The organism is Aerococcus sanguinicola (assembly GCF_001543145.1).
Classification (GTDB): Bacteria; Bacillota; Bacilli; order Lactobacillales; family Aerococcaceae; genus Aerococcus; species Aerococcus sanguinicola.
In genome coordinates, this window is the sequence record NZ_CP014160.1 from 1,201,325 (window position 1) to 1,224,876 (window position 23,552).

Annotated in this window: 22 protein-coding genes and 1 pseudogene; 17 read left to right on the top strand and 6 right to left on the bottom strand. The window is 47.8% G+C overall.

What is annotated here, in order from left to right:
* Positions 1-62: 62 nt before the first annotated feature.
* From cshA to AWM72_RS05385, 8 genes and pseudogenes are all read left to right on the top strand, one after another.
* Positions 63-1,547: a degradosome RNA helicase CshA gene (gene cshA / locus AWM72_RS05350; protein WP_067974396.1), complete on the top strand. Its 1,485-nt coding sequence runs from the start codon at positions 63-65 to the stop codon at positions 1,545-1,547.
* A gap of 12 nt (positions 1,548-1,559) precedes the next feature.
* The gene (gene acpS / locus AWM72_RS05355; protein ID WP_067974399.1) at positions 1,560-1,937 is read left to right on the top strand and encodes a holo-ACP synthase; all 378 of its coding nucleotides are present in this window, start codon (positions 1,560-1,562) and stop codon (positions 1,935-1,937) included.
* Between the two features lie 193 nt (positions 1,938-2,130).
* Positions 2,131-3,273 (top strand): ABC transporter ATP-binding protein, encoded by a 1,143-nt coding sequence (locus AWM72_RS05360; protein WP_067974402.1) that lies wholly within the window; start codon positions 2,131-2,133, stop codon positions 3,271-3,273.
* Positions 3,273-3,921, top strand: a pseudogene (locus AWM72_RS05365) (ABC transporter permease). Before AWM72_RS05360 ends, AWM72_RS05365 begins: the two are co-directional and overlap by 1 nt.
* Positions 3,914-4,876, top strand: coding sequence for an osmoprotectant ABC transporter substrate-binding protein (locus AWM72_RS05370; RefSeq protein WP_067974405.1), 963 nt, complete (start codon positions 3,914-3,916; stop codon positions 4,874-4,876). The pseudogene AWM72_RS05365 and the gene AWM72_RS05370 overlap by 8 nt, the downstream one beginning before the upstream one ends.
* 1 nt (position 4,877) lies before the next feature.
* Positions 4,878-5,540: an ABC transporter permease gene (locus AWM72_RS05375; protein ID WP_067974408.1), complete on the top strand. Its 663-nt coding sequence runs from the start codon at positions 4,878-4,880 to the stop codon at positions 5,538-5,540.
* 9 nt (positions 5,541-5,549) lie between these two features.
* Entirely contained in the window at positions 5,550-6,170 is a 621-nt protein-coding gene (locus tag AWM72_RS05380) for a DUF2179 domain-containing protein (protein WP_070486473.1), read from the top strand.
* A gap of 372 nt (positions 6,171-6,542) precedes the next feature.
* The gene (locus tag AWM72_RS05385) at positions 6,543-7,049 is read left to right on the top strand and encodes a QueT transporter family protein (RefSeq protein ID WP_067974411.1); all 507 of its coding nucleotides are present in this window, start codon (positions 6,543-6,545) and stop codon (positions 7,047-7,049) included.
* Between the two features lie 90 nt (positions 7,050-7,139).
* On the opposite strand, the gene AWM72_RS05390 is transcribed toward AWM72_RS05385, so the two are convergent.
* The 4 genes from AWM72_RS05390 to AWM72_RS05405 form a co-directional block, all read right to left on the bottom strand.
* On the bottom strand, positions 7,140-8,018 hold the full coding sequence (locus AWM72_RS05390; protein WP_067974415.1) for a MetQ/NlpA family ABC transporter substrate-binding protein: 879 nt from the start codon (positions 8,016-8,018) through the stop codon (positions 7,140-7,142).
* A gap of 229 nt (positions 8,019-8,247) precedes the next feature.
* On the bottom strand, positions 8,248-9,627 hold the full coding sequence (locus AWM72_RS05395; RefSeq protein ID WP_198434427.1) for an MFS transporter: 1,380 nt from the start codon (positions 9,625-9,627) through the stop codon (positions 8,248-8,250).
* 174 nt (positions 9,628-9,801) lie between these two features.
* Positions 9,802-10,008 (bottom strand): MFS transporter, encoded by a 207-nt coding sequence (locus tag AWM72_RS05400; RefSeq protein ID WP_067974421.1) that lies wholly within the window; start codon positions 10,006-10,008, stop codon positions 9,802-9,804.
* 653 nt (positions 10,009-10,661) lie between these two features.
* Complete coding sequence (locus AWM72_RS05405) at positions 10,662-10,913, bottom strand: DUF896 domain-containing protein (protein ID WP_067974425.1); 252 nt, start codon at positions 10,911-10,913, stop codon at positions 10,662-10,664.
* 169 nt (positions 10,914-11,082) lie between these two features.
* Here AWM72_RS05405 and AWM72_RS05410 point away from each other — a divergent pair, with 169 nt between their 5' ends.
* From AWM72_RS05410 to tsaD, 7 genes are all read left to right on the top strand, one after another.
* Positions 11,083-12,513, top strand: a complete 1,431-nt coding sequence (locus tag AWM72_RS05410) for a biotin/lipoyl-binding protein (RefSeq protein ID WP_067974428.1) — start codon at positions 11,083-11,085, stop codon at positions 12,511-12,513.
* 12 nt (positions 12,514-12,525) lie between these two features.
* Positions 12,526-13,317, top strand: a complete 792-nt coding sequence (locus tag AWM72_RS05415; protein ID WP_067974432.1) for an ABC transporter ATP-binding protein — start codon at positions 12,526-12,528, stop codon at positions 13,315-13,317.
* Positions 13,318-14,538 (top strand): ABC transporter permease, encoded by a 1,221-nt coding sequence (locus AWM72_RS05420; RefSeq protein WP_067974435.1) that lies wholly within the window; start codon positions 13,318-13,320, stop codon positions 14,536-14,538.
* Between the two features lie 690 nt (positions 14,539-15,228).
* Positions 15,229-15,963 (top strand): tRNA (adenosine(37)-N6)-threonylcarbamoyltransferase complex dimerization subunit type 1 TsaB, encoded by a 735-nt coding sequence (tsaB, locus tag AWM72_RS05425; protein ID WP_067974439.1) that lies wholly within the window; start codon positions 15,229-15,231, stop codon positions 15,961-15,963.
* Complete coding sequence (gene rimI / locus AWM72_RS05430) at positions 15,944-16,534, top strand: ribosomal protein S18-alanine N-acetyltransferase (RefSeq protein WP_067974442.1); 591 nt, start codon at positions 15,944-15,946, stop codon at positions 16,532-16,534. Before tsaB ends, rimI (AWM72_RS05430) begins: the two co-directional genes overlap by 20 nt.
* Positions 16,527-16,961, top strand: a complete 435-nt coding sequence (rimI, locus tag AWM72_RS05435) for a ribosomal protein S18-alanine N-acetyltransferase (RefSeq protein ID WP_067974447.1) — start codon at positions 16,527-16,529, stop codon at positions 16,959-16,961. Before rimI (AWM72_RS05430) ends, rimI (AWM72_RS05435) begins: the two co-directional genes overlap by 8 nt.
* A 19-nt stretch (positions 16,962-16,980) precedes the next feature.
* A complete protein-coding gene (gene tsaD / locus AWM72_RS05440) occupies positions 16,981-17,997 on the top strand; it encodes a tRNA (adenosine(37)-N6)-threonylcarbamoyltransferase complex transferase subunit TsaD (protein WP_067974451.1) in 1,017 nt (338 codons plus the stop codon).
* Between the two features lie 206 nt (positions 17,998-18,203).
* On the opposite strand, the gene AWM72_RS05445 is transcribed toward tsaD, so the two are convergent.
* Positions 18,204-20,135, bottom strand: coding sequence for an ABC-F family ATP-binding cassette domain-containing protein (locus tag AWM72_RS05445; RefSeq protein ID WP_067974454.1), 1,932 nt, complete (start codon positions 20,133-20,135; stop codon positions 18,204-18,206).
* Positions 20,136-20,305: 170 nt separating this feature from the next.
* Here AWM72_RS05445 and AWM72_RS05450 point away from each other — a divergent pair, with 170 nt between their 5' ends.
* Together AWM72_RS05450 and AWM72_RS05455 are read left to right on the top strand one after the other, a co-directional pair.
* Positions 20,306-22,372: a glycoside hydrolase family 3 protein gene (locus AWM72_RS05450; protein ID WP_067974457.1), complete on the top strand. Its 2,067-nt coding sequence runs from the start codon at positions 20,306-20,308 to the stop codon at positions 22,370-22,372.
* 78 nt (positions 22,373-22,450) lie between these two features.
* Positions 22,451-23,077: a redox-sensing transcriptional repressor Rex gene (locus AWM72_RS05455; protein WP_101603602.1), complete on the top strand. Its 627-nt coding sequence runs from the start codon at positions 22,451-22,453 to the stop codon at positions 23,075-23,077.
* A 103-nt stretch (positions 23,078-23,180) separates the two neighbouring features.
* Here the strand turns inward: AWM72_RS05455 and AWM72_RS05460 are convergent, their stop codons facing one another.
* Positions 23,181-23,375, bottom strand: coding sequence for a hypothetical protein (locus AWM72_RS05460; RefSeq protein WP_067974465.1), 195 nt, complete (start codon positions 23,373-23,375; stop codon positions 23,181-23,183).
* Positions 23,376-23,552: the final 177 nt, after the last annotated feature.

Genomic DNA, 23,552 nt, shown 5'->3' on the forward strand with positions numbered 1-23,552 from the left:
TAGATCTGTCAACTGCCAATATAAGAAATTAAAAATTTAGATATGAAATACGGAGGAATGGAATGAAATTTACAGAAATGGGTTTGAGCCCGCGATTATTAAAAGCTGTCGATAAGATGGGCTTTGAAGAAGCCACACCGATTCAATCAGAAACAATTCCCTATGCCTTAAAAGGACGGGATGTCCTGGGCCAGGCGCAGACGGGGACAGGGAAGACGGCCGCTTTTGGTCTTCCCCTCTTAGAGAAGATTGATCCCTACGCTAAGGAAGTTCAAGCCTTAGTTATTTCGCCAACCCGGGAATTGGCTATCCAAACTGGGCAAGAGCTCTACCAATTGGGTGAAGAGAAACGGGTCCAATGCCTGACAGTTTACGGTGGGAGCTCGATCCAACGGCAATTGCGCCAATTGGAGAAGAAACGGCAAGTGATCGTGGGGACGCCTGGTCGTTTGCTCGACTTGATCCGTCGTGGAAAATTAGACTTGTCCCACATTCAGACCTTAGTCCTCGATGAGGCGGATGAGATGCTTAATATGGGCTTTATTGATGATATTGAAGCGATTATTGCTAAGACACCAGCAGACCGTCAAACTCTGCTCTTCTCGGCGACCATGCCCAAGGCCATCCAACGTATTGGGGAGCAATTTATGCAGGACCCAATCCAGGTGAAGATTAAGGCTCAGGAAATGACGGCCGACCTGATCGACCAATACTTTACCCGCTGTCGGGAGAGTGAAAAGTTCGATGTCTTGACCCGTTTCATTGATGTCCAAGACCCTGTCCTAGCTATTGTCTTCGCACGGACCAAGCGCCGGGTGGATGAAATTTCTCGTGCCCTGATTGAGCGCGGCTATACTGCAGAAGGCCTGCACGGGGACTTGAATCAAGACAAGCGGTCTATGCTGCTCCGCCAATTTAAAGATGAGAAGCTGGATATCTTAGTGGCAACGGATGTGGCAGCTCGGGGCTTGGACATTTCTAATGTGACCCATGTCTACAACTTTGATATTCCCTTGGATCCCGATAGCTATGTTCACCGCATTGGTCGGACGGGTCGGGCAGGCCGCCAGGGGGTTTCAGTTACCTTTGTTGGTCCCAATGAATTAGGTTACCTGAGAACGATTGAAGACCTGACCAAGAAGAAAATGATGCCCCTGCGTCCACCATCGGCTAAGGAAGCCTTCAGCGGCCGGATCAACCAGGCCTTGGAGGAAGTTAAGAAACTGACCGAGGAGGCCGATCCTTCTTACTACCAAGAAGCCATCGACTACCTCTCCGCCCACTACAGTACGGACCAATTGGCCCTAGCAGTTCTCAGCAGTCTAACCAAGGATCCTAATGAGGTTGAGGTTCGGATTACACCGGAACGAACTCCGCGCAAGAAGTCGGGCGGACGCAAGCGCAAGGGCTCGAAGCGAAACAATAATAAACGGTCTTATCAACAACACGATAAGAAGGGTAAAAAGAAGTCCTATCAAGGCTCCAAGGACCATCCAAAAGGCAAGAAACGGGGCTCACGGAAGAAAGCATCCTTTGACATTCGCTAGGAGGCAAGCTTTATGATTATTGGAATTGGCACTGATTTAGTTGAAATCAAGCGGATTGACCAGGCTTGTGCTAAACAGGACGACCGCTTCATTCAGCGGGTTCTAACAGAAGAGGAGCTAGCGGTCTTTCAAGCCTTCACTTCTTCCCAGCGCCAGGCGGAATTTCTAGCGGGGCGCTGGGCAGCCAAGGAGGCTTGTGCCAAGGCTTGGGGGACGGGGATTTGTAAAGAGCTTTCTTTCCAGGATATGGCTATTTTGTCAAACGAAAGCGGCCAACCCCAGCTCTTTTGTCTTAAGATTCCTTACGCTATCCATCTCTCGATTACCCATACGGCCCATTATGCCAGCGCTTATGTGGTCATCGAGGACCGAAGATCTGAACATAATTAAGAACAATAATTGTTTATCGTAAAGATTGAAAAATAACGCATCGAAAGCCTTAGCTGAAAAGGCTTCGATGCGTTATTTTATTACCGATTATAAATACTAAAATTATCAATTGCCCCTGACTTGGCCTGATTAGTCGCTTTTGGTGCTTAGTTTGTTACAATAAAATTAAGAAAAAACGGAAGGGACCGAAATTATGATTGAATTTAAGAATGTCAGTAAGGTGTACCCAGGCAATGTTCACGCCTTGAAAGATGCGAATTTGACCATCCAAGACGGAGAATTTGTCTGCTTTATCGGCACCTCAGGGAGTGGGAAGACGACGGCTCTGCGGATGATCAACCGTATGCACGATCCATCCGAGGGGGAGATCCTAATTGATGGCCAGGCGACCACTTCGATGAATGCAGTCGATATGCGCCGCAAGATCGGCTATGTGATTCAGCGCATTGGCCTTATGCCCCACATGACTGTCTATGAAAATATTGTGACTGTCCCTCGGCTCTTGAAATGGGACGAAGACCGCTGTCGGAGTGAAGCGGAGAAGCTGATGAAACGGGTGGAACTCCCCCTCGACTATCTGGACCGCTATCCGAGTGAATTATCCGGTGGCCAGCAGCAGCGGATCGGAGTGATCCGTGCCTTGGTGGCTAATCCGAAGATTGTATTAATGGATGAGCCTTTTGGGGCCCTAGACCCGATTACCCGGGACGCCCTGCAAGAATTAGTCAAGGAACTACAGCGGGAATACCACAATACCTTCATCTTCGTGACCCACGATATGGATGAAGCCTTGAATCTGGCTGACCGTATCGCCATTTGGGACAAGGGTAATTTACTCCAGTACGATACCCCAGAGGAAATCTTGCGCCATCCAGCTGATGATTATGTGAAGAGCTTCCTGGGTGAAGACAGGCTCTTTGAAGCCAAGACCCAGTATATCCAAGTTAAGGATGTCATGAATGACAAGCCCCTGTCCATCAGCATGGGCCAGTCTCTCAGCGATGCTTTGACCATGATGCGGGACAGACACGTGGACAGTCTCTTCGTTGTGGATGACCGCAAACGGCTCAAGGGACAGATCAGCATTGAAAATATTATGAATGCCAGAGACATGGAAGCCAGCGTGAGTGATGAGATGGTTAGACGCCGGGGCGTCCAAGAAGATGCCCTCGTCCAAGATACCATCCAGCGTATCTTGAAAGCCAAGGTGCAAAATGTGGCGGTTGTTAACCGTGAAGGGCAGCTAACGGGGATTGTGACCCGGTCTAACCTGGTAAATATTGTTTATGAAGTGATCTGGGGCGAGACGAAAGCGATTGAAGGAGTTGAGATCTAATGGCAAACTTCCTAGCTGAAAACGGCCAAGAACTCCTTAATTTAACCCTCCAACACCTGCTCTTGTCTGTGGTTTCTCTAGCCTTGGGGATCTTGATTGCGGTGCCTTTGGGGATCCTTCTCTCCCAGCACCCTAAGATCGCAGGAGGGGTCATAAGTGTGGTCGGTGTCCTTCAAACCATTCCTACCCTGGCGCTCTTAGCCTTGATGATTCCAATCTTTGGGGTGGGACGTTTGCCCTCCATTGTGGCTCTCTTTATCTATTCTCTCCTGCCCATCCTCCGCAATACCTATCTGGGGATGACCTCGGTTGACCCGGACCTCCTGGATGCCGCTAAGGGGATGGGCTTGACGGCCTGGCAGGTCATTAAGGACGTCCAGCTCCCTCTCGCCATGCCGGTGATTATGGCAGGGATTCGTTTGTCAACGGTCTATGTAATTGCCTGGGCCACTCTGGCAGCCTATATTGGCGGTGGGGGCCTCGGTGAGATGATCTTTAACGGCCTCAACCTCTACAAGCCAGACCTGATTATTGGGGGGGACGATTCCGGTCACCCTGATTGCGGTTCTGGCAGACCTTTTGATGAATTATCTGGAAAAACTAACCCAACCTCAAACGACCTCGAAAGGAGCTGGTGAAGATGCGTAAATTCTTAAAGACTGCCTTCACCCTGGGGCTGAGTCTATTCTTATTGGCAGCCTGTAGCCTACCAGGACTCGGAGCCTCGACTTCTGAAGATGAGATTGTTATTACGGGCGGTATGTCGACGGAAATGCAGATTCTCGCCTATATTGTGGAGGGGATGTCCAATCATTATATCGATGTGCCCACCAAGGTGATTTCTAACCTCGGGTCTTCCTCGCTCAACCACCAGGCCTTGATGAAGGACGATGCCAACGTTTCAGCGGTCCGCTATACTGGGACCTCAGTGACTGGAGAGTTGGGGATGGATGCCATCACCGACCCTGAAAAAGCTGCGGAAACGGTAGTTAAGGGCTTCGACCGAGAATTCGACCAGAAATGGTACCCCACTTACGGTTTCGCCAATACCTATGCTTTCATGGTGAGCCGAGACAAGGCTGAAGAGTTAGGACTGGAAAAAGTTTCTGACCTGGCCCAATATGCGCCTGATCTAAAAGCAGGGGTGGACTCTTCCTGGCTGAGCCGGGAGGGGGACGGTTATGAAGACTTCAAGCGGATTTATGGCTTTGATTTTGGCCAGACGCTGCCCATGTCGATTGGCTTGACCTATTCAGCGGTAGCCAATGATGAAGTGGATGTCATCTTGGGTTATTCAACGGATGGGCGGATTATTTCCGAAGACTTAAAAGTTTTGGAAGATGATAAACAGCTCTTCCCGCCCTATGATGCCAGCCCTGTTGCAACCCACCATATCCTAGAGGTCCATCCTGAACTAGACAAGGTCTTACACAAGTTAGAAGGGACCATCGATGAAGAAACCATGCAGAAATTAAACTACCGGGCGGACAATTATCTCTTGGAACCCAAAGTGGTTGCCGATGACTGGTTGAAGGCCCATAATTATTTTGAAGACAAGGCACCTGAATTGAAACCGATTGAAGACACTGTGGGGGGTGACTAAGATGACCGATATGACACAATTAAGCCTATTAGAACAACTGGGCGTCTACTACCAGGAAAACTTAAGCTATGTGGTGGGACAGTTCGGCCAACATTTCTTGATGGCCATCTATGGTGTCCTCTTTGCTTGCTTGGTTGCTATTCCACTCGGCTTCTATATTGCCCGCCACCATCGCTTGGCGGATTGGGTGCTGGGTTTAGCCAATCTCATCCAAACCGTGCCCTCACTAGCTATGCTATCTGTTCTGATGTTGGCGATGGGCCTAGGGAGTAACTTGGTGGTCTTAACCATTTTCCTTTATTCCCTCCTCCCCATTCTTCGCAATACCTATACGGGGGTCCGCAATGTGGACGCCGATATTATTGACGTTGGAATCGGTATGGGGATGACTAAGCTTCAGATTATCTACAAGGTGGAACTTCCCCTGGCTATGTCGGTAATCATGGGGGGCGTCCGCAACGCCTTTATTACAGGGATTGGGATCGCCACCATCGGGACCTTTGTTGGGGCAGGGGGCCTGGGCGATATCCTCTTCCGCGGGGTCAATGCCTCAGACGGCACGAGTATTATCCTCGCTGCTGTTATCCCCATTGCTCTCATGTCGATTGTTGCCGATTGGGGCTTAGGCCGGATCGAAAAAAGTTTAGACCCTAGTCAAAGATAGGAGAATGCTGTGGACTATCATTTATTAATTAAAATATTTAGTATTAACTTAGTTTATATTATGCTAAATACCATGCGCCTCTTGCTTTCTATGAGAGGTTATCGTTTCCCAGCCTCCTTCTTGGCAGTGATTGAGATTACCATCTATGCGATCGGTTTGTCCATGGTCATGCAATACCTGGACCAGCCGGCCTATCTCTTGGCCTATGCCCTAGGTTTTGGGGTAGGTATTTACTGCGGGATGCTCTTAGAAGACAAGATTGCCTTGGGATATGCTGTGATCCAGATCTTCATTGCCAGTGACAACCATGCCCTGGCTGAGGAATTGCGGAACCGCGGTTATGGGGTGACGGTCCAGTCGGGCTACGGCCGGGATGGGGACCGTTTGATCCTCACTATCCTGACACCCCGTTCAACTGAACGGAAACTCTGCCGAACTATTGAAGAGGTCGACGACCGGGCCTTTTATATCTCCTATGATGCCAAGTATATCCACGGTGGTTTCTGGACCAAGCGGGTGACCAAACTGCGCGTCCAGCGTGCCCATGAGGCTCTGGAAGACCAAGAACCCCTGGATCCTCGGACAGAACGGGTGAGCGAAGACGAGTTCGTTAATGATGAGGATAAATAAATTATAAGCATGCGAAAAAAACCAGAGAAGGAAGTAACTTTCTCTGGTTTTTTCTTGGAGTAAAGAAAGATTGGGAAGGCTAGCTTATCAACGCTCACTCGAAAGTCTTGAGTGGGGGTTAAAGTTTGGCGATCCACATGTGAAGGCTTCTCTTGTGGCTTGTGACTGATCAACATTAACTCCGAGCCCTTGACTGTGGCCTGGATCCTGCCAAGCCACAGTCGCAGCCTGCTATTAGGTGTTGCCAGTCAGCAAGCCACACGCCTTCGAGCCGATTGGGGATTGGTCTTGTCAAAAATCCATAATTTCGCTATGATAAGTTCTGTGTTGTTCGAAACCCGCCAACATTAAAAAACTATGGGAGGAATTTTTATGCAAAGTAAACACAATCAAGCCCTGGTGGTTAATGCTTTAATCGCTGCGCTTTATGTCGCCTTGTATTTTGTGGCCCCGCAATTCGCTTATGGGCCGATCCAGTTTCGTGTGTCGGAAGGGCTCAATCACTTGAATGTCTACCACAAAAACTATAAGTGGGGTGTCGTTCTGGGCGTCTTCTTATCGAATTTCTATGGCTTTATGACGGGCCTAGGTTGGTATGATATTGCCTTTGGGACAGCCCATACCTTGATCAGTTTCTTGATATGCGATTGGATCTATCGTTACCTGAAGACAGATAAGCAGAAACTCGCCGCAACAACGCTGGTCTTTTCGACGATGATCTTTATTATCGCCTTTGAGTTGAACCTAGCCTTTGAATTACCTTTCTGGGCGACCTACGCTTCTCTCTTTGTCAGTGAAGTAATTATCTTAGCTCTGACGGCTCCTCTGATCTATTTGATCAACAAACGATTAAATTTTGCTAAAATGTTTAACCGTTAAAAAATAAAGAAAAGACACGCTGGCTGGGCGTGTCTTTTCTTTATGGGTGATGCTGCGCGAGGCAAGTTAGCGCAGGCTTAAGAGTATGGCTTATTTTTTGCTTTGGACGAAGGCATCGTAGTCCTTGATGGGCTGTTCGTGGTCTGACCAGGCGGGGACATAGGTGCCATTTGAAACGGTTTTGATGAAGTCTGCTGTGTCTTGGCTTTGGAATTCATCAACGACCTTTTCTAGGACGGGGTCATCGGCCCGGTCGCGTTGGGAGACAATGCAAACCTTGTAGATATTAGGAGTAGTCTTAGGATCTTCCACATAGATGGCTTGATCTTGGCTGATACCAGTGTCTTGGGCACCTGAAGCTCCTGTAATCATTAGGTCGGCATCGGCCAGGCTGCGGGCGATCCCGTCTCCCTTCATCAGGATAAATTGAATATTCTTAGGGTTTTCGGCAATGTCATCCAGGGTCTTTTGTCCAGATGTATCTCTTAGTTTGATTAAGCCGGCACGTTCAATTTCCAGGAGGCTGTGGTCTAGGTTGACTGGGTCATCAGGAATGGTGAACTTGGCGTTTTGAGGGATGTCTTCAACGGACTGGATTTTAGGATTAGCTGTGTAAATGCCGATTGGTGGGATATAAGAATAACCAATGGGGACTAGGTCAGTATTATGGGGTTGGTTGAATTCGGCGAGGAAGGGGATGTATTGGAAGACATTGAGGTCGATATCATTTTCGGCAACAGCCATATTAGGTTGCACCCAGTCTGAAATGAGCTTGACCTCTAAATCGATTCCCTCCTTCTCCTTAAGTCGTCGGGCGGTATCCTGCCAGACTTCCTGGCTAAGCTGGTTGGAGACAGCTAAACTGACTTTCTTATTCTTACTTTCAGCAGTTTTCCCTTGCTGGCCGCACGCTCCTAAGAAGAGGGCCAGAATGGCTAGGCCTAAGACCAGAGCCTTGCTTCTTTTCATCACAATCGACCTTTCTGTCTGTAGATTTATTGCCTCTAGTTTAAGCCCTTTCACAGGTCCCTTCAAGCTTAAAAGGAACAATCGATAGTTGCGACCTAGCTAAAAGGGGATAAGATCAAGCTTTATCAAAAATCGGAACAAAATTTGTTCCTAAGAAAGAACAAAATATGTACTGTTATAAGCAAAAAAACTGCGCCCTTACTGGCGCAGTTTTTGCTTATAAAATATTTTACCGGCGGTTGGCTAAGATGGTAGCATTCTCTTCGACACGCTTCTTATTCAGTGGATAGAGGAAGTAGAGAGAAGTAGCGAGTAAAATGGCGCCAACAGCTGGAGCTAGGCAAGTGATATTGTAGATGCCTTGGGTGACCTCAGGCTCGAAGGCTGTGGCTGCAGAATAGCCAACCAGGGTCAGTAACCAACCGGCTAGACCAGATGAGGCAGCTTGGCCCATCTTACGGGCGAATGAGTAAACGGAATAGATCATACCGTCTGACCGTTCATGGGTTTCCACTTCCGTTTGGTCGATGACGTCGGTGATCATGGCCCAGGTAATCAGCATGAAGCAGCCGATACCAGAATAAGCGAGGCCGTAGAAGGCAACGAAAACCCAGGCATTAGAAATCTGTAGGATGTAGGCTAGGATCAAGACCACGGCAGTGAAAAGGGCAGCACAGATACCGAGTTCCTTACGGCCGAGCTTGCTGGAGAGTTGGACCACAAAGGTGGATAAGATCAGAGTCGCTGCTGAACCCACAAAGGTTGCGGCGGCTTGGGCTTGGGTATTCCCGAAATAGTTAGGGAAGACGTATGGAAGCATGGCGCTCAAGGTTAATTGGGTGAGCAGTAAGCAGATGGAAGAGACTACAATCCCAATCAAGGCCTTGTTAGATGCCAGTTGATGGACCATATCAATGAAATCGAAACGCTCGGTTTTCTGTTCGATCTTCACCCGTTCCGTGGTTAGGTTGTAGCAGAGGGCGTAGCAGATAACTGCTAGGATCGAACAAACCGCTGCGGCAATTGCCATCCGGGTTCCCGAAAGGACTTGGGCGCCACTAGGATCGTTGTAGTAAACCACGAGTGGGAGCACAACCCCGATGAAGGTTTGGGCTAGGGTAGCGCCAATGGTCCGCCAGGTGGATAGTTCAGCCCGGTGCTTAGGGTCAGCGGAGATGGCTGAAGCCATCGAACCAAAAGGAATATTGATGGAAGTGTAGAAGACAGATCCCCATAAGATGTATGTGAAGATCATCCATCCAATCTTAAACCACATAGGCATATCCTGGAACCAGCTCGCATACATGAGAAAGGAAGCTAGAGCAACGGGACCAGCCATGCGGCGGATCCAAGGCAAGAACTTCCCAACTGGCGTTGGCTTGGTCCGGTCAACAATTTGCCCCATGGTCATATCTGTGAAGGCATCCACGATCCGAGCTCCGGCCATAATACCGCCGACAATCCCGCTCGAGATTCCCATAACGTCTGTATAGAATTTCATCAAGAACATTGATGAAAGAATAAATGTAAAGTCGTTCCCGAAGTCCCCAAACATATAACCAAGTTTGTCGGACATACCGAACGGCTTGGTGGCTGTTTTTTCTGCCACAATAATTCCTCCTTTAAAACAAAAAATATAAAAATAAAGCATTAGTCATTATAAGAGAAAATAATAGCTTTGAAAAGGGATTTTGATCAAACATGTGAAATTGGCAACAAATTAAATGAATTGTCAAGATAAAATGTGCAATTTAAACAATTGCTTCACATTTATCAAGAACTTTTATAGCAGATATGGTTCTGTGATGGCATCAACGAAGCGAGCGGCTAGGAATAAGTTCCCAACTGTTGTCGGGTTAATCCCCCAAACTTCCGTATAAAAGACCATCAGGAACATACTTTGTAAGATAAAGGTCATGTCGTTGGCTAAGTCCCCGAACATGTACCCCAGCTTATCACGCATGCCAAATGGTTTAGCATTTGTATTCATTTTTATAATTCCTTTCTTCAAAAAAAGTGCATACACCTAGAAAATAAATAATGGCAAGTGTATGAAAATAATAATATTTTACTAAGTAAAAAGCTGCCTCCTTCTCAGTTTCTTAAGCGCTATCATTAATAGATAAAACCCTATAAATAGAACTAGCTAATTGCCAGTAAGAGTATTATATATAAATTCCCACACAAATGAAAGCCCTTTTAAGTAAAAAATGCGGAAAAAACATTTCTAGCTTAGACTTTCACAAGAAAAATAAGGGGAAATGGGTTTATAGCAATATTTTGGAAATACAAGAGCCCGTAAATGATCAAAAAATGAGAACGATATTGTACTTTATGAGCAAGCAAGTTTAAAAAAGAAAAAATGTAATCGCTTTTAAAAAAGCCCTTTCATTTTTGATTAGCCTATGCTATAATTTTGATTGAGCAGTCGAAAGATTGCATCATCCTTTCATTTTTGTTTTTTCCTTTTTCATCTTTGCCAGCTTTGGCAAAGATGTTTTTTATTATTAAAAAAGCCGAGATTAAATCCCGGCTTTAGATAAAAATATATACAAGTCATGAAGGCTAGAAGCAACAATAAGCTGTTAGCTTCTAGTGAAAAAGACTTATTTCTGCTAACTTGTCCTAGTTTCTAGCAAACTTTTATTTGGATCCTGATTGATCGTTTTGCTCGCCCCGGCGTTTGGCTTGGGCGTCTTTTAGTTTTTGTGGGGTGACATCGGTCCCTTCAGGATCAACCACCTTGGTGTTCATGAGGACAGACCGGAAGTTTTCCCGGAATTGCTTAAGGTATTGGCTCCGTAATTTTTCTTGTTCGGCTGCTTCTTCTTTGGTAAGCGTGCCTTCTTTTTTCTTTTTGGCTAATTCGTTGATACGTGGTAGTAATTCGTCCATGCTTAGACCTCCTTGTATAGACTTTCTTCCAATATACTGCCTCCTGTCTTAAAATGCAATTCTTTTGCTTCAAGGGGATTTTCGTGCTTTTAGCAAAATTTGGTAAAGCTTAAGCCCTTAATATGGTAGAATAAAAAAAGAAAAATAATTAGGAAGATGAGGGGAACACATGATCCATTCAAAAAAACTTTGGTGGGGACTAGCTGGCGGCTTAGCTGCGCTCCTAGTCCTCGGCGTACTCGCTTATAATGTTTTTTATGCGGCTAACTTCGGTGAGGAAGGAAGCGATACGAGCTACGAAACGGTCAAGGTCACGGAACAGGAACCGGTGACGGTTGATGGGAAGGCGAAATTGAAGACCGACGATGCCTATTACTATAGCCGTGAAAAAGGAGACTTGGGGATTGTGAATGTTGCTGACGGCCAGCGGGTTAACAAGGGCGATGTTCTTTTCTCCTACCAACAAGCTGAGGCCCAGTATAAGATTGACGATACCAAGCGTCAACTTAACCGCCTCTATGACCAACGCAACCGCCTGCAGAACCAGGCAGCCAGTCCCATGGCCAGTGTCAACCAGGCCTTCGTAGCCAGTCCGCTAGTTTCGGGTTTGGGAGCCTATGTTGCGACACCTGTGAACTTATCAGGAGCTGGTGTCGGAGCAGGACAAGCTCCAGCTGCAAGTGATCCGAATTGTCCTCCAGCGGTTAGTGGTCAAGCTGGCCAAGCAGCTATTCCAGGTGCAGCTACTGACCAGGCTGTGGCAAGCCCAGGCCTAGCGGGTCAAGCCGGATCTGAAGCGGGAGGAACAGTACCATCTGGTCTAGAAACAGGCAGCCAAGCAGGTGGCATGGGAGATCTTCCGGCAGCCGGTGGTCAAGCTGGTGTGGATGAACAAGTTCGCCAGCTCAACCAACAGATTGAAGACTTGGAGATCCAGCTCAACCGGGCCCAAGCCCAGACTGATAACCAGGTCAAGGCGCGGACGAGCGGTAAGGTCATCTATGACGCCAAGGGGATTACAGACTCAAGTGTGCCCCTAGTGCGGATTATCAGTGACGACATTTCTGTGACAGGGACCGTTGGCGAGTATGACTTCTACTTGCTCAAGGATGGACGCAAGGTAGACCTGACTGTTCCAGCCAGTGGTCAAAAGACAACGGGTGAAATTATCAGCTATGAAAACTTGCCAGCAGCTCCTGGCGAAGCCCCAAGTCTTGGTGGAGATGCAGGTGCTGCTATGGCCGGTCAAGCCGCCCAAGCCGCTGGTCAAGGGGGCGAGAGCCAATATCCTTTCACTGTTAAAGCTAAAGACAAGATCCAACCAGGCTTTAGCACTAAAGTTCACTTCAAATTACCTGGCTTTGTCCTCCCTAAAGAAGCCATTGTAGAGGACAAGGGTAAGTCTTATGTCTTTGTCTACCGCGATGGCAAAGTTAAAAAAGTCGAAGTCACGACTGCCAAGCAAGGCCGCCAAGAAGTGGTAACCAAGAATATCAAGGCAGGTGACGAGGTCATTAAGAATCCTGAAGGCCTCCAAGATGGCCAAGAAATTGACTTGGCTGAATCAGCGGACAAAGCTGACGCAGAAAGTAAAAACTAGGAGGCAGAGGCCATGGTAATTGAACAATCCAACCTTGGCCAGGCATTAGACCAGGCCGAGCCTTTATTTGAACTCAAAAATATCAACAAGTATTACGGCGAAGGAGAAAACCGTGTCCATGTCCTGAAAGATGTGAACTTATCCGTCTATGACGGGGAATTCATTACCGTTATGGGGCCCTCTGGATCGGGGAAGTCTACTTTGATTAATGTGATTGGTTTTTTGGATAACCAATTCGAAGGGTCCTATCTCTTCCATAATGAGCCGCTCAAGCAGCGGACGGACCAGGAAGTCTCGCATTTGCGCAATAGCTATGTGGGCTTTATCTTTCAAAGCTTTAACTTAATCCAAAATATGACGGTCGCCGATAACGTTCGTCTGCCCCTGCTTTATAGTGGCTTGAGGACCGGACAGACCCATGAACGGGTCCAAGAAGCCTTGGAACGGGTAGGTTTAGGAGACAAGGGCAAGTCCAAACCCTATGAGTTATCGGGTGGCCAGCGCCAGCGGGTGGCCATTGCCCGTGCCCTGGTCAATCGACCCAAATTTATCATTGCGGATGAGCCGACCGGGGCCTTGGATACCAAGACCTCGCGGATGATTATGGATATCATTTCTTCTCTCCACCGCCAGGAAGGGGTGACCATCCTGATGGTTACCCACGATCCGACTCTCCAGGAATATGCGGACCGCCACATTACCATTGTGGACGGGGCCATTCATTCAGATGGAACGGATATCATCATGCCCCAAGCCTATGAACAATTAATGGCAGGCGGCGATCCAGCGGAAGGAGGGGACTAGATGCGTTTTAGTGAAATATTAAAGTCCTCCCTAGCAACCATGCGGATGAACGGACGACGGACTTTCCTGACTATGATCGGCATTGTCATCGGGATTGCCGCGGTTATTACCATCATGAGCCTCGGGAACGGTTTTCAAAAAGAAACGATGGATTCCCTGACGGATGATAAGGAAGGCCGGGTGAGCCAGAATTTACTCTTCCAACCGACTGACCAGAACTTCGATTCCTCGAAGACCAAGGTCTACACCCCACAGGATATCCAATTGGTCGAAGATTTCGAGGGGGTTAGTGAGGCCAAGGTTGACGATGAAGACAATGGTATGCCGACCAATGTGACGGTTAAAATAGGCAAAGAGACTAAGTCCCAACCGGTCCGGCCTTTTAAGGAAACATCTGATAACTTGGTCGCTGGCCGTAATTTGAATCCAAGTGATTCAGAAAGTTATGCTCGTAATGTCCTTATCAGTCAGAACTTGGCTGAAAAATATTTTGGTCAGGCAAAGGAGGCTGTGGATAAGAACCTCAGCATTAATGGTAAGAACTTTACGATTGTGGGTGTCTTTGAAAGTCAGGGGCCGGCCACGAATGAGAGCGCTGGCGCCTTCTCGATCAGCAGTGGACCTGAAATCAAGATGCCAGAGAAGACCATGGAGATCTATAATCTGATTGATCGTGGCAGCCTGTCCCTCAAAGTTTATTTTGAGGAGGGGGTTGACTCCAAGAAGATTATGGATGATATTGTCGATAAGCTGAATTCAGAAGGCAGCAAGATGCAGAAGGGCCAGTATATGTTCTTCGATATGTCTAAGATGCTGGAAGGGGTCGGCGATACTTTGAATATGGTGACCTACTTCATCTCGGCTGTTGCCGGAATTTCCCTATTGATTGCAGGGGTTGGGGTCATGAATATGATGTATATTTCCGTCTCTGAACGGACCCAAGAAATCGGTATCCGTCGCTCACTCGGGGCCACCCAGTCCAATATCCAAAAACAATTCCTCTTTGAAGGCATTGCCATCACCACAGTCGGAGGCGTGGTCGGCTATATCCTCGGTATCCTGCTGGCCCACCTCATCGCCAGCTTCCTCCCCTTCGGCGCCTCCGTCGACTTTGGCACCGCCTTATTAGCCGTACTAATCTCTGTCCTCATCGGTATCGTCTTCAGCGTCTTCCCAGCCCGGGCCGCCGCCCAGAAGAACGTCGTTGAAATATTAAGATAGGGTGTGAGCAGTTGCGTTCAGGCTTGAATGACTGGAGCCCAAGCGGAAAAGGCCGGCTTTAGCTGGTCGTTCCGATTGGGTGAAGTCACTTCAAGACTGCAACTGCGAACCCGACTATAGGGTGTGAGCAAGAGCGTTTAGCTTTGGATGCTTGGAGGCCAAACGGAAAAGACCTACTTTAGCCGGTCGCCCTTTTTGCTGAAGCCAGTCCCTTTCTGCCTTTGTGATTTCAACTACTCAGGGTCAGAGTAAGACCTAAAAAATAACGACCAACGAACAAGCTAGCAAGTATCGATTTTCTTGCTGGCTTGTTTTATTATTGAGAATAAGATTTTTGAACAAGCAACTTGCGAATAGCGGTCCAATTAGCAAATTATATTAGTTGAACTCGCGAATACCAGAATCAATAGCAAGTTCGTGGCTGGCTACTTGCAAACGGGGCTTTCGATAGCAAGTTGGCAGTCGTCTATTTGCGAATGGCCCCTCAAATGCAAGTAGCCGCTAGGGAACTTGCAAACAAGATCTCTGTTAGTAAGTTGACCACCCAGTTCTTATAAAATAAGTTTTAAAAACAAAGGTTTGCCTAAAGCTCAAATCAGCTTTTCCTAAGGGCACGTCTGCACATTGTTCAGGGCTCAGATATTTGCTACAATAAGAGCTGTGAATAGTCAAATTAGAGAGGGTGCTAAGATGCGTTTTTTAGCGATTGATAGTGCGACGCTATCCCTGAGCCTGGCCCTGCTGGAGGACCAGACGCTGATCAGTGAGATAACCACCAATACCAAAATTAAACATTCTACCCAGCTCCTGCCCTTGGTCCAGACCATGATGGAGACAGTAGCTTGGCGACCTGAGGACCTGGAAGGGGTTATTGTTTCCAAGGGACCTGGTTCTTACACAGGACTTCGGATTGGGGTCACAGTGGCCAAGGTCCTGGCTTCTACCCTGGGGATTCCCCTATACTCCGTGCCTAGCCTTCTCGCCTTGGCTGCCAATGTTAGAGCCCAAAAAGCTTTGGTCTTGCCCTTCTTCGATGCCCGCCGGCAGACGGTTTTTGCGGCGGCTTACTTGAAGGATGGTCAGGCTTGGACAGCTCTTGAAGAGGTTAAGCACGGTGCTTTTTCCGATTGCTTGGCTGCCTGGGAAGACCGCTTAGATGACTATGACCAGGTTTACTTTATCAGCCCGGACCTGGCTAGCTATGAGGAGGCGCTGGCGCCTATTTTATTCCGTCACGACCATTGTCACTTGGCGGCGCCAGAGGATCGGTTGATCTATGCTCACAAGATGGTCCAGCTGCCCCTGACTTTAGAAGATGTGGATACCTTCCTGCCCGATTATGCCAAATTAGCTGAAGCAGAAGAAAACTGGCGGGAGAAAAACCCCGGTCATGATGGGGAAACTTATGTTGAAAGAGCGGATTAACCAATACTTTAGCTGGCTAGACCACTTATTTAGAGCGCCCCAAGCTGACTTGTTGGACCGCATTGAAGTCCGACAAGAAGAAGGGGTCTTGGCTTCTGGTCTAGCTTTCAGTTTGCGTTTATCCGACCAGACGGCCTTGAAACAGATGGTTGACTTGGAAAAATTAGCTTATGGCAAGGTCATGTGGGGGATGAAGGATTTCTACCGGGACATGGTGGGGCGGCCGGATACTTTTTATCTCCAGGCTTTTTCCCATGGCGTCCTCTTGGCTTTTATTGCTTGCCGGGAAGAGCCTGATCATCTCCATGTGTCTAATTTCATGGTGGCCCCTAGTTGCCAGGGTCAAGGTTTGGGTAGTTACTTATTGAAAGAAGCAAAACACTTGGCCCAACAAGTTGGCCTCCAAGAAATTCAATTGGAGGTCCGCCAATCCAATAGGCAGGCCCAAGCTTTTTACCGGGCGCGGGGCTTTCAACGCTTGAAGACCCGGCACTTTTACTATCACGATAACCGTGAACATGCCGACTTGCTGGCTTGGCGCTTTGAGGAGGCTGACTCCAAACATGATTAAACGATTAGAGCTAGGGGCTGGACAAGCAATTTGGATGGTTTTGGAAGCTGCTTATCCCCAGCCACCGACTTGGACCGTTGAAGCCCTCGACCACTTTCTCAGTCGCCCCCATGCCCAGGTCTTTGCTTATTATGAAGAAGAAACTTTGCTTGCTTTGGCTCAGTTTCAGTTCTTAGCAGGTGAAGCCGAACTGCTGAATCTGGCGGTATTGCCTAACTTTCAGCGGAAAGGCTTGGGAGAGACCCTCCTAAGAGAAGGAATCAGCCAATTGAAGGTCCTAGGGTTGGAACGTATTTTTTTAGAGGTGCGCGCAAACAATCGCTCGGCCCAGGCCCTCTACCAGAAACTGGGCTTCGACCGGCTAGCGGTCCGTCCCAACTATTACCAGGATGGGGAAGATGCCTGGATTTATTGTTTATTAGTCTAAAGATAGAAAAGGTGAGAAGATGTCAGTAACCCTATTAGCGATTGAATCGAGTTGTGACGAGACAGGGGCTGCGATTATTCGTGACGGCAAGGACTGCCTGGCCAATATCGTAGCCACCCAGGTCAAAAGTCACATGCGCTTTGGTGGGGTGGTTCCGGAAATTGCCAGCCGCCACCATGTGGAACAAATTACACAAATTGTGGACCTAGCCTTTGAAGAGGCTGGATTGACTTGGGAAGAAATTGACGGGATTGCGGTGACCAAGGGCCCAGGTTTGGTGGGTTCTCTCTTAATTGGGATTACCGCAGCCAAGGCACTAGCCTTTGCCCATGACAAGCCCTTGCTTGGTGTCAACCATATTGCAGGCCATATCTACGCCAATCAACTGGTTCAAGCCATGGCCTTTCCCTTGCTTGCCTTGGTGGTGAGTGGTGGGCATACGGAATTGGTTTATATGCCAGAAGATGGCGTCTTTGAGAAGTTCGGAGATACCCGTGATGATGCAGTTGGGGAGGCTTATGATAAGGTAGGCCGCTTGCTCGACCTGCCTTATCCGGGTGGCAAGCGGATGGATGAATTGGCCCAGGAAGGTCAGGATACTTATGCCTATCCCCGTCCCATGCTCGATGAAGATAATTTTGATTTCAGCTTTAGTGGGCTGAAATCGGCCGTTATTAACCACCTTCACAATGCTGACCAACGCGGGGAAGAGCTTGTTAAAGAAGATGTGGCGGCTTCCTTCCAAGCCGCAGCAGTAGAAGTCCTCGTTGAAAAAACCTGCCGGGCCCTGGATGAATATCCTGTTAAGCAGCTCTTAGTGGCTGGTGGGGTAGCAGCTAACAGTGGCTTGCGCCGCGAGCTCCAAGCGGCCCTAGCTGACCGCCATCCAGAAGTGACGCTTTACTTCCCACCCCTCAAATATTGTGGTGATAATGCAGCCATGATTGGTGCGGCTGCTTATAGCCTCTACCAAAAAGGCGCCTTCGCTAATTTGAGCTTGGATGCTGTGCCAGGCTTGGATATTAGCGATTCTTAACAATGCTGAGAAATGATAAAACCACTCTCTTTACTCTTAGCCGAGTGAAGAGAGTGGTTTTATTTTGTAGCTTGTTAATAGTGTAGGCAAAGGGCGAACTGGCTTTCTGGTCCCTAGTTCGCAAGTTATTCGTCCATAATTAAAAACAAGCTAGCAAGTGGTTCTCTGTTTGCTAGCTTGTCTCTTTAGTCTCAAGTTTCAACGGCCTACAATTGACTGAGCAATTCTTCCCATTGGTCCATGAGTTCTTGGTGCTGGGCCTTGAGGGGTTCGAGTTGGGCGTTGAGATCGAGGATTTGGGCGTTGTCTTGGTAGACTTCGGGTTTGGCCATTTCCTGCTCGATGGCTTGGATTTGTTCTTCGATTTGGGTGATTTCTTCTTCGCATTGGTCGACGAGACGCTGTTGGCGGCGTTGTTCGCGTTGTTTTTGTTTATTTTCTTCGTAGCTGAGCTTGCCCGAAGACTTCTCTTCGACTTTTTTGGCTGGGTCTTGACCAGTGTCTTGGGCGGCTTGCCGGGCTTCTTCTTCGGCCTTTTTGGCGAGGTAGTAGTCATAGTCGCCCAAGTAGAGCTTACTGCCTTCTGCTGAGATTTCGAGCACTTCGGTAGCTAGGCGGTTGATAAAGTAGCGGTCGTGGCTGACAAAAAGCAGGGTGCCATCATAATCGATCAGGGCATTCTCTAAAACTTCTTTGGAGTCAATATCCAAGTGGTTGGTGGGTTCGTCAAGGACCAGGAAGTTGTCGTGGTCCAAGGCGAGTTTGGCCAGTTCCAAGCGGGCTTTTTCACCACCGCTGAGACCATGGACGGGTTTCTCAACATCACTTCCGCTAAAGAGGAAGCTGCCCAGGATGGTCCTAATGTCTTGTTCATTCATACTGGGGTGTTCATCCCAGAGTTCGTGGAGGACGTCCTTTTTGGAATTGAGATTGCCTAGCTCTTGGTCGTAGTAGCCTAGGCTCACATTGGTTCCAAGTTGGTAGTCGCCCTTTAATGCTGGGATTTGTCCCGTAATGGTTTTGAGCAAGGTAGACTTGCCGACGCCATTTGGACCGACAATGGCCAGGGCCTTCTGTTTACGTAAATCGATATTAATCGGATAGGACAGGCAGTCGTCATAACCGATGGCCAGGTCATCGACCGTGAGAACGACATTGCCGCTCGACTTTTCCGTAGAGAATTGGATACGGGCTGAGCGTTCGTCCTGTTGGGGGCGGTCTAGCTTGTCCATTCGCTCCAGCTGCTTGCGTCGACTCTGGGCCATCTTGGTAGTAGAAGCCCGGACCAGGTTGCGGGCAATATAGTCTTCTAACTTATGGATTTCTTTTTGTTGCTTCTCATAGGCCTTCATTTGGGTCTCTAGGCGGACCGCTTTTTCCTTCAAGTAGAAGCTATAATTTCCGGCATAGTGTTCGATGCCGTGGTGGGTCATTTCATAGGTTTCGTTGGTGACATGGTCGAGGAAGTAGCGGTCGTGGCTGACGATCAAGAGGGCGCCGGGATACTTGGGCAGGTAGCCTTCCAACCAGTTGAGGGTATCGATATCCAAGTGGTTGGTTGGTTCATCCAGGATCAGGATGTCCCGCTTCTCTAGGAGCACCTTGGCTAAGGCCAACCGGGTCCGCTGCCCACCAGACATCTGTGAAATGGGCTGGTCGTACATATCCTCGGGGAAGCGGAAGCCGTGGAGGACCATGCGGATCTCCGAATCATAGCTATAGGCGTTGCGCTGGTTGATTTCTTCTTGGAGCTGGTCATAGGTCTTCAGTGCTTGTTCATAGCGATCAGGGTCTTGGATGACAGCTTCATCGGCCAGGACCATGGCCGCTTCATTGGCCTGGTCAATCAAGGCCAAGTCTTCCGTGAAGACGCTCTTCATCTCTTCATAGGCTGTCCGTTCGCTGTTGACGGCGGAGTGCTGGTCCATATAGGCAATCCGGGTTCCCTTGCGCTGGGAAACGGTACCTTGGTCTGGACTCTCAATGCCTGCTAGGATCTTCAGTAGGGTCGATTTACCGGTACCGTTTCTACCGACTAGACCAATGCGACTGTTATCTTGAACTGTAATTTGAATGTCTTCAAAAAGGGTCTCAGCCCCAAAATGTCGGGCTAAATTGGAACCTTGTAAAAGAATCATTGTCTAGCCTCCTTCTAAAATACTATTCCTAGTTTAGCATAATTCCGCCACAGGGACGACTAACAAAATTTCGCTTAGCTTGTGAAAGGCTTTGCAAAAATAACTTTATCCCTTAAAATAGACTTATGGTGTGCTTAAAATCATTCAAATAAATAATAAGGAGCGATTCAATGGAACAAAGGAAATTAGTGAGCCGTCACTTAGAAGAAGTTGAAGTCGATGGCTTACGCTTCAAAGACCATAATAAAGATGGTCGAGTCAATCCCTATGAAGACTGGCGATTGAGCCCGGAAGAGCGGGCTAAGGACTTGGTCGGGCGGATGAACCTCCGCGAAAAAGCCGGTATGATGGTCCTCATTGACAAGCCCATGGGAATTTCAGCTGAAGAAGGTGAACCAACCAGCCATAATGGGGTCATTAACGAAGCCGATAAGGAGATCCAGTATCCCCATCCTAAGCATGAGCACCCGACCTCAACGCTTTTAGAAGACTTCCAAATCCGGCATATTATCTTAAGAGAGAATGCCAAGCCGGAAGAGATTGTGACCTGGGTCAATACCATGCAGGAAATGGTCGAGGAAAGTCGCTTAGGGATTCCCTTAGTGGTTTTGTCCAACTCCAAGAACGAAAACAATGAGGCTACTTTTAATGCGGAGTCAGCGATCGGCCGCTTTACCCAATTCCCTGGTACCCTGGGTCTGGCAGCGACTCGCAATATTCCTTTGATCAAGGCCTTTGCTGAAATTGGTAAGCAGGAATTCTGGCACAACAACATTCGCAAGGGTTATATGTACATGGTAGATACCGCGACGGATCCTCGCTGGGTTAGAACGTCGGGAACTTTTGGCGAGAACCCCGAACAGATTTCAGAAATTGCTGAAACGATTATCCCAGTCTACCAAGGAGAGGACTTAGACGACCAGGGTGTTGCCCTCACCATCAAGCACTTCCCAGGCGGCGGTGCACGGGAGAACGGTTTCGATCCCCACTACGAAGAAGGGAAATTTAATGTTTACCCAACTCCTAATAGTTTAGAGACCTACCACTTACCACCCTTCAAGGCAGCTATTAAGCACCAACCAAGCTCGATCATGCCTTACTATGCGATTCCTAGCCAGGAAAAATCCAACCTGCCCCAAGAACCCTTCCAAGCAGGTTTTGAAGAGGATGTGGCTTTTGCTTACAACCGTCAATTCCTCCAAGAGCTCTTGCGTGATGACCTAGGCTTTAAGGGCTATATCAACTCAGATACAGGAGTCTTGGATGCTTGTGCCTGGGGTGTTGAAGACCTAACTAAGCCGGAGCGGGTAGCTAAGATGCTCAAGGCGGGGACGAATATTGTCTCGGGGACCACAGAGGTTGAAGCCTTTGAGGAAGCTATGACCCAGGGCTTGGTCGATGAAGAGACGGTGAATGCTCGCTTGGAAGGCACTTTGAAGGAGCTCTTTGCTCTCGGCTTATTCGAGAATCCTTACCAAGATACTGACCAGGCAGAAGCCATCACCAATACGGCAGACAGCCGCAAAGTAGCCTACCAGGCCCACCAGGAATCGGTGGTTCTCTTGAAGAATGACCAAGAGCTCTTGCCTCTGACTGAGGACAAGTTAGCGGGTAAGAAAGTTTATGCGGAAATCTTTACCAAGGTCTATAATGAAGAGGAAATGGCCAGTCGCCGCAAGCAAGGAATCTTCGGTAATACAGATGAACTCAACCAAGAATTACTAGAGCAGATCCGCAAGACCTTCCCACAGATTGACCTGGTGACGGATTACCACGAAGCCGATATTGCCCTACTCTTCTTAGAACCAATCTCGGGTTCTTACTTCGAAGCCACTTCAGGCTATCTGGACTTACAGATCCACCAAGCAACGAACGTGGACCTCGACCGGGTGAAGGCCATCCAAGCAGCGGTTGACCATACGATTATTAATGTCAACCTCGACTTGCCATTTATCTTGGAGAATGTAGAGCCTCTAGCTGACGCCTTAACTGCCAGCTTTAATAGCTTTATCCAGGCCATCATTGATGTCTATACAGGGGCCTGCCCTGCCAAGGGGAAACTGCCTCTAACCCTACCCGCCAATGATGACGTGATTGCGGTTAATGATGAAGGTATTTGTGCTTCCCCTAATGATGTACCGGGCTACGATAAGGACAAGTATATGGACCGCGCTTATGCCTATCAAGATAGTGCGGGAAATAGCTACACTTATGGCTTCGGCTTAAGCTTAAATTAAAGTTTTAGATTTGCTACGAAGTCGAAATCCTGGTAAAATATTCCTATTCTATTTTTCACAATTGAACAAACAGGGGGGATTCTAGTGAAAAAGATACCAAAGGCAACAGCTAAGCGCTTATCAATCTACTACCGTTGCTTGAAGAATTTCAAGGCAATGGGGATGGATCGTGTCTCTTCCGAACAGATTTCTGATGCAGTAAAAGTCGACAGTGCTACCATCCGACGTGATTTTTCTTATTTTGGTACTTTGGGCAAACGGGGCTATGGTTATGAAATTGATCATTTAATTGAATTTTTCAGCCGCCTACTGAGCCAAGACCAGCTCACCATGGTCGCTCTGATCGGTGTGGGGAATTTGGGGAATGCCTTAATTTCTTATAACTTTAAGCAATCTAATAATGTTCATATTAATGCAGCTTTCGATATTGATCCAGAGAAGGTCGGTAAGATCCACGAAGGGGTGCCAATCTACAGCATGGACGAGATCGTCGACCAGCTAGAAGCCCGTCAAATTGATATTGTCATTCTAGCGGTCCCTAGTCATGCCGCCCAAAGCGTGGTGCCACAACTTGAAGAAGCTGGAGTCAAGGGAATATTAAACTTCTCAGCTAGTCGGCTCAATGTGCCTAAAGACATGTTTGTTCAGACTGTGGATTTAGCCAATGAATTACAGACTTTGATTTATTATGTGACCCACCATTAAGAAATCAGCTTAATATAAGTGATCAAAAAAGTGCCTCAAAGGAGCGAAATAGCTCTCTTTGAGGCACTTTTCGATTAATTTCTTTTAAGACCACTTACCTGGTTTATAGGTTTTTGATTCTTCGGTAGGCTCGAATTAACTGGATACTTTGGAAGATATCGTGGCTTGCTAAGAGAATATTAATGAAGGGAAGGAAGGACCAACCGTTTTCACTGACCATTGAAATAGCCAGGGAGAGGAAGAGGCCAGCAAGGATGATTTTTAGCACAATATTCATGACTAGTGATTGTAAAGACATAGCAACACTCCTTTTTAATCTTGCATCGTAATATGTAATGTAACGAAAATATGGCTAAAAGACAAGTGAGATCAGCTATTTTGGCGGAAAAATTTAAAGAAAAACTAAAAGGTCAAAAAAAGTCAACAAAAGACTTGCATTCTAAAATAAAATGTTTTAAGATAATAAATGTAAGTT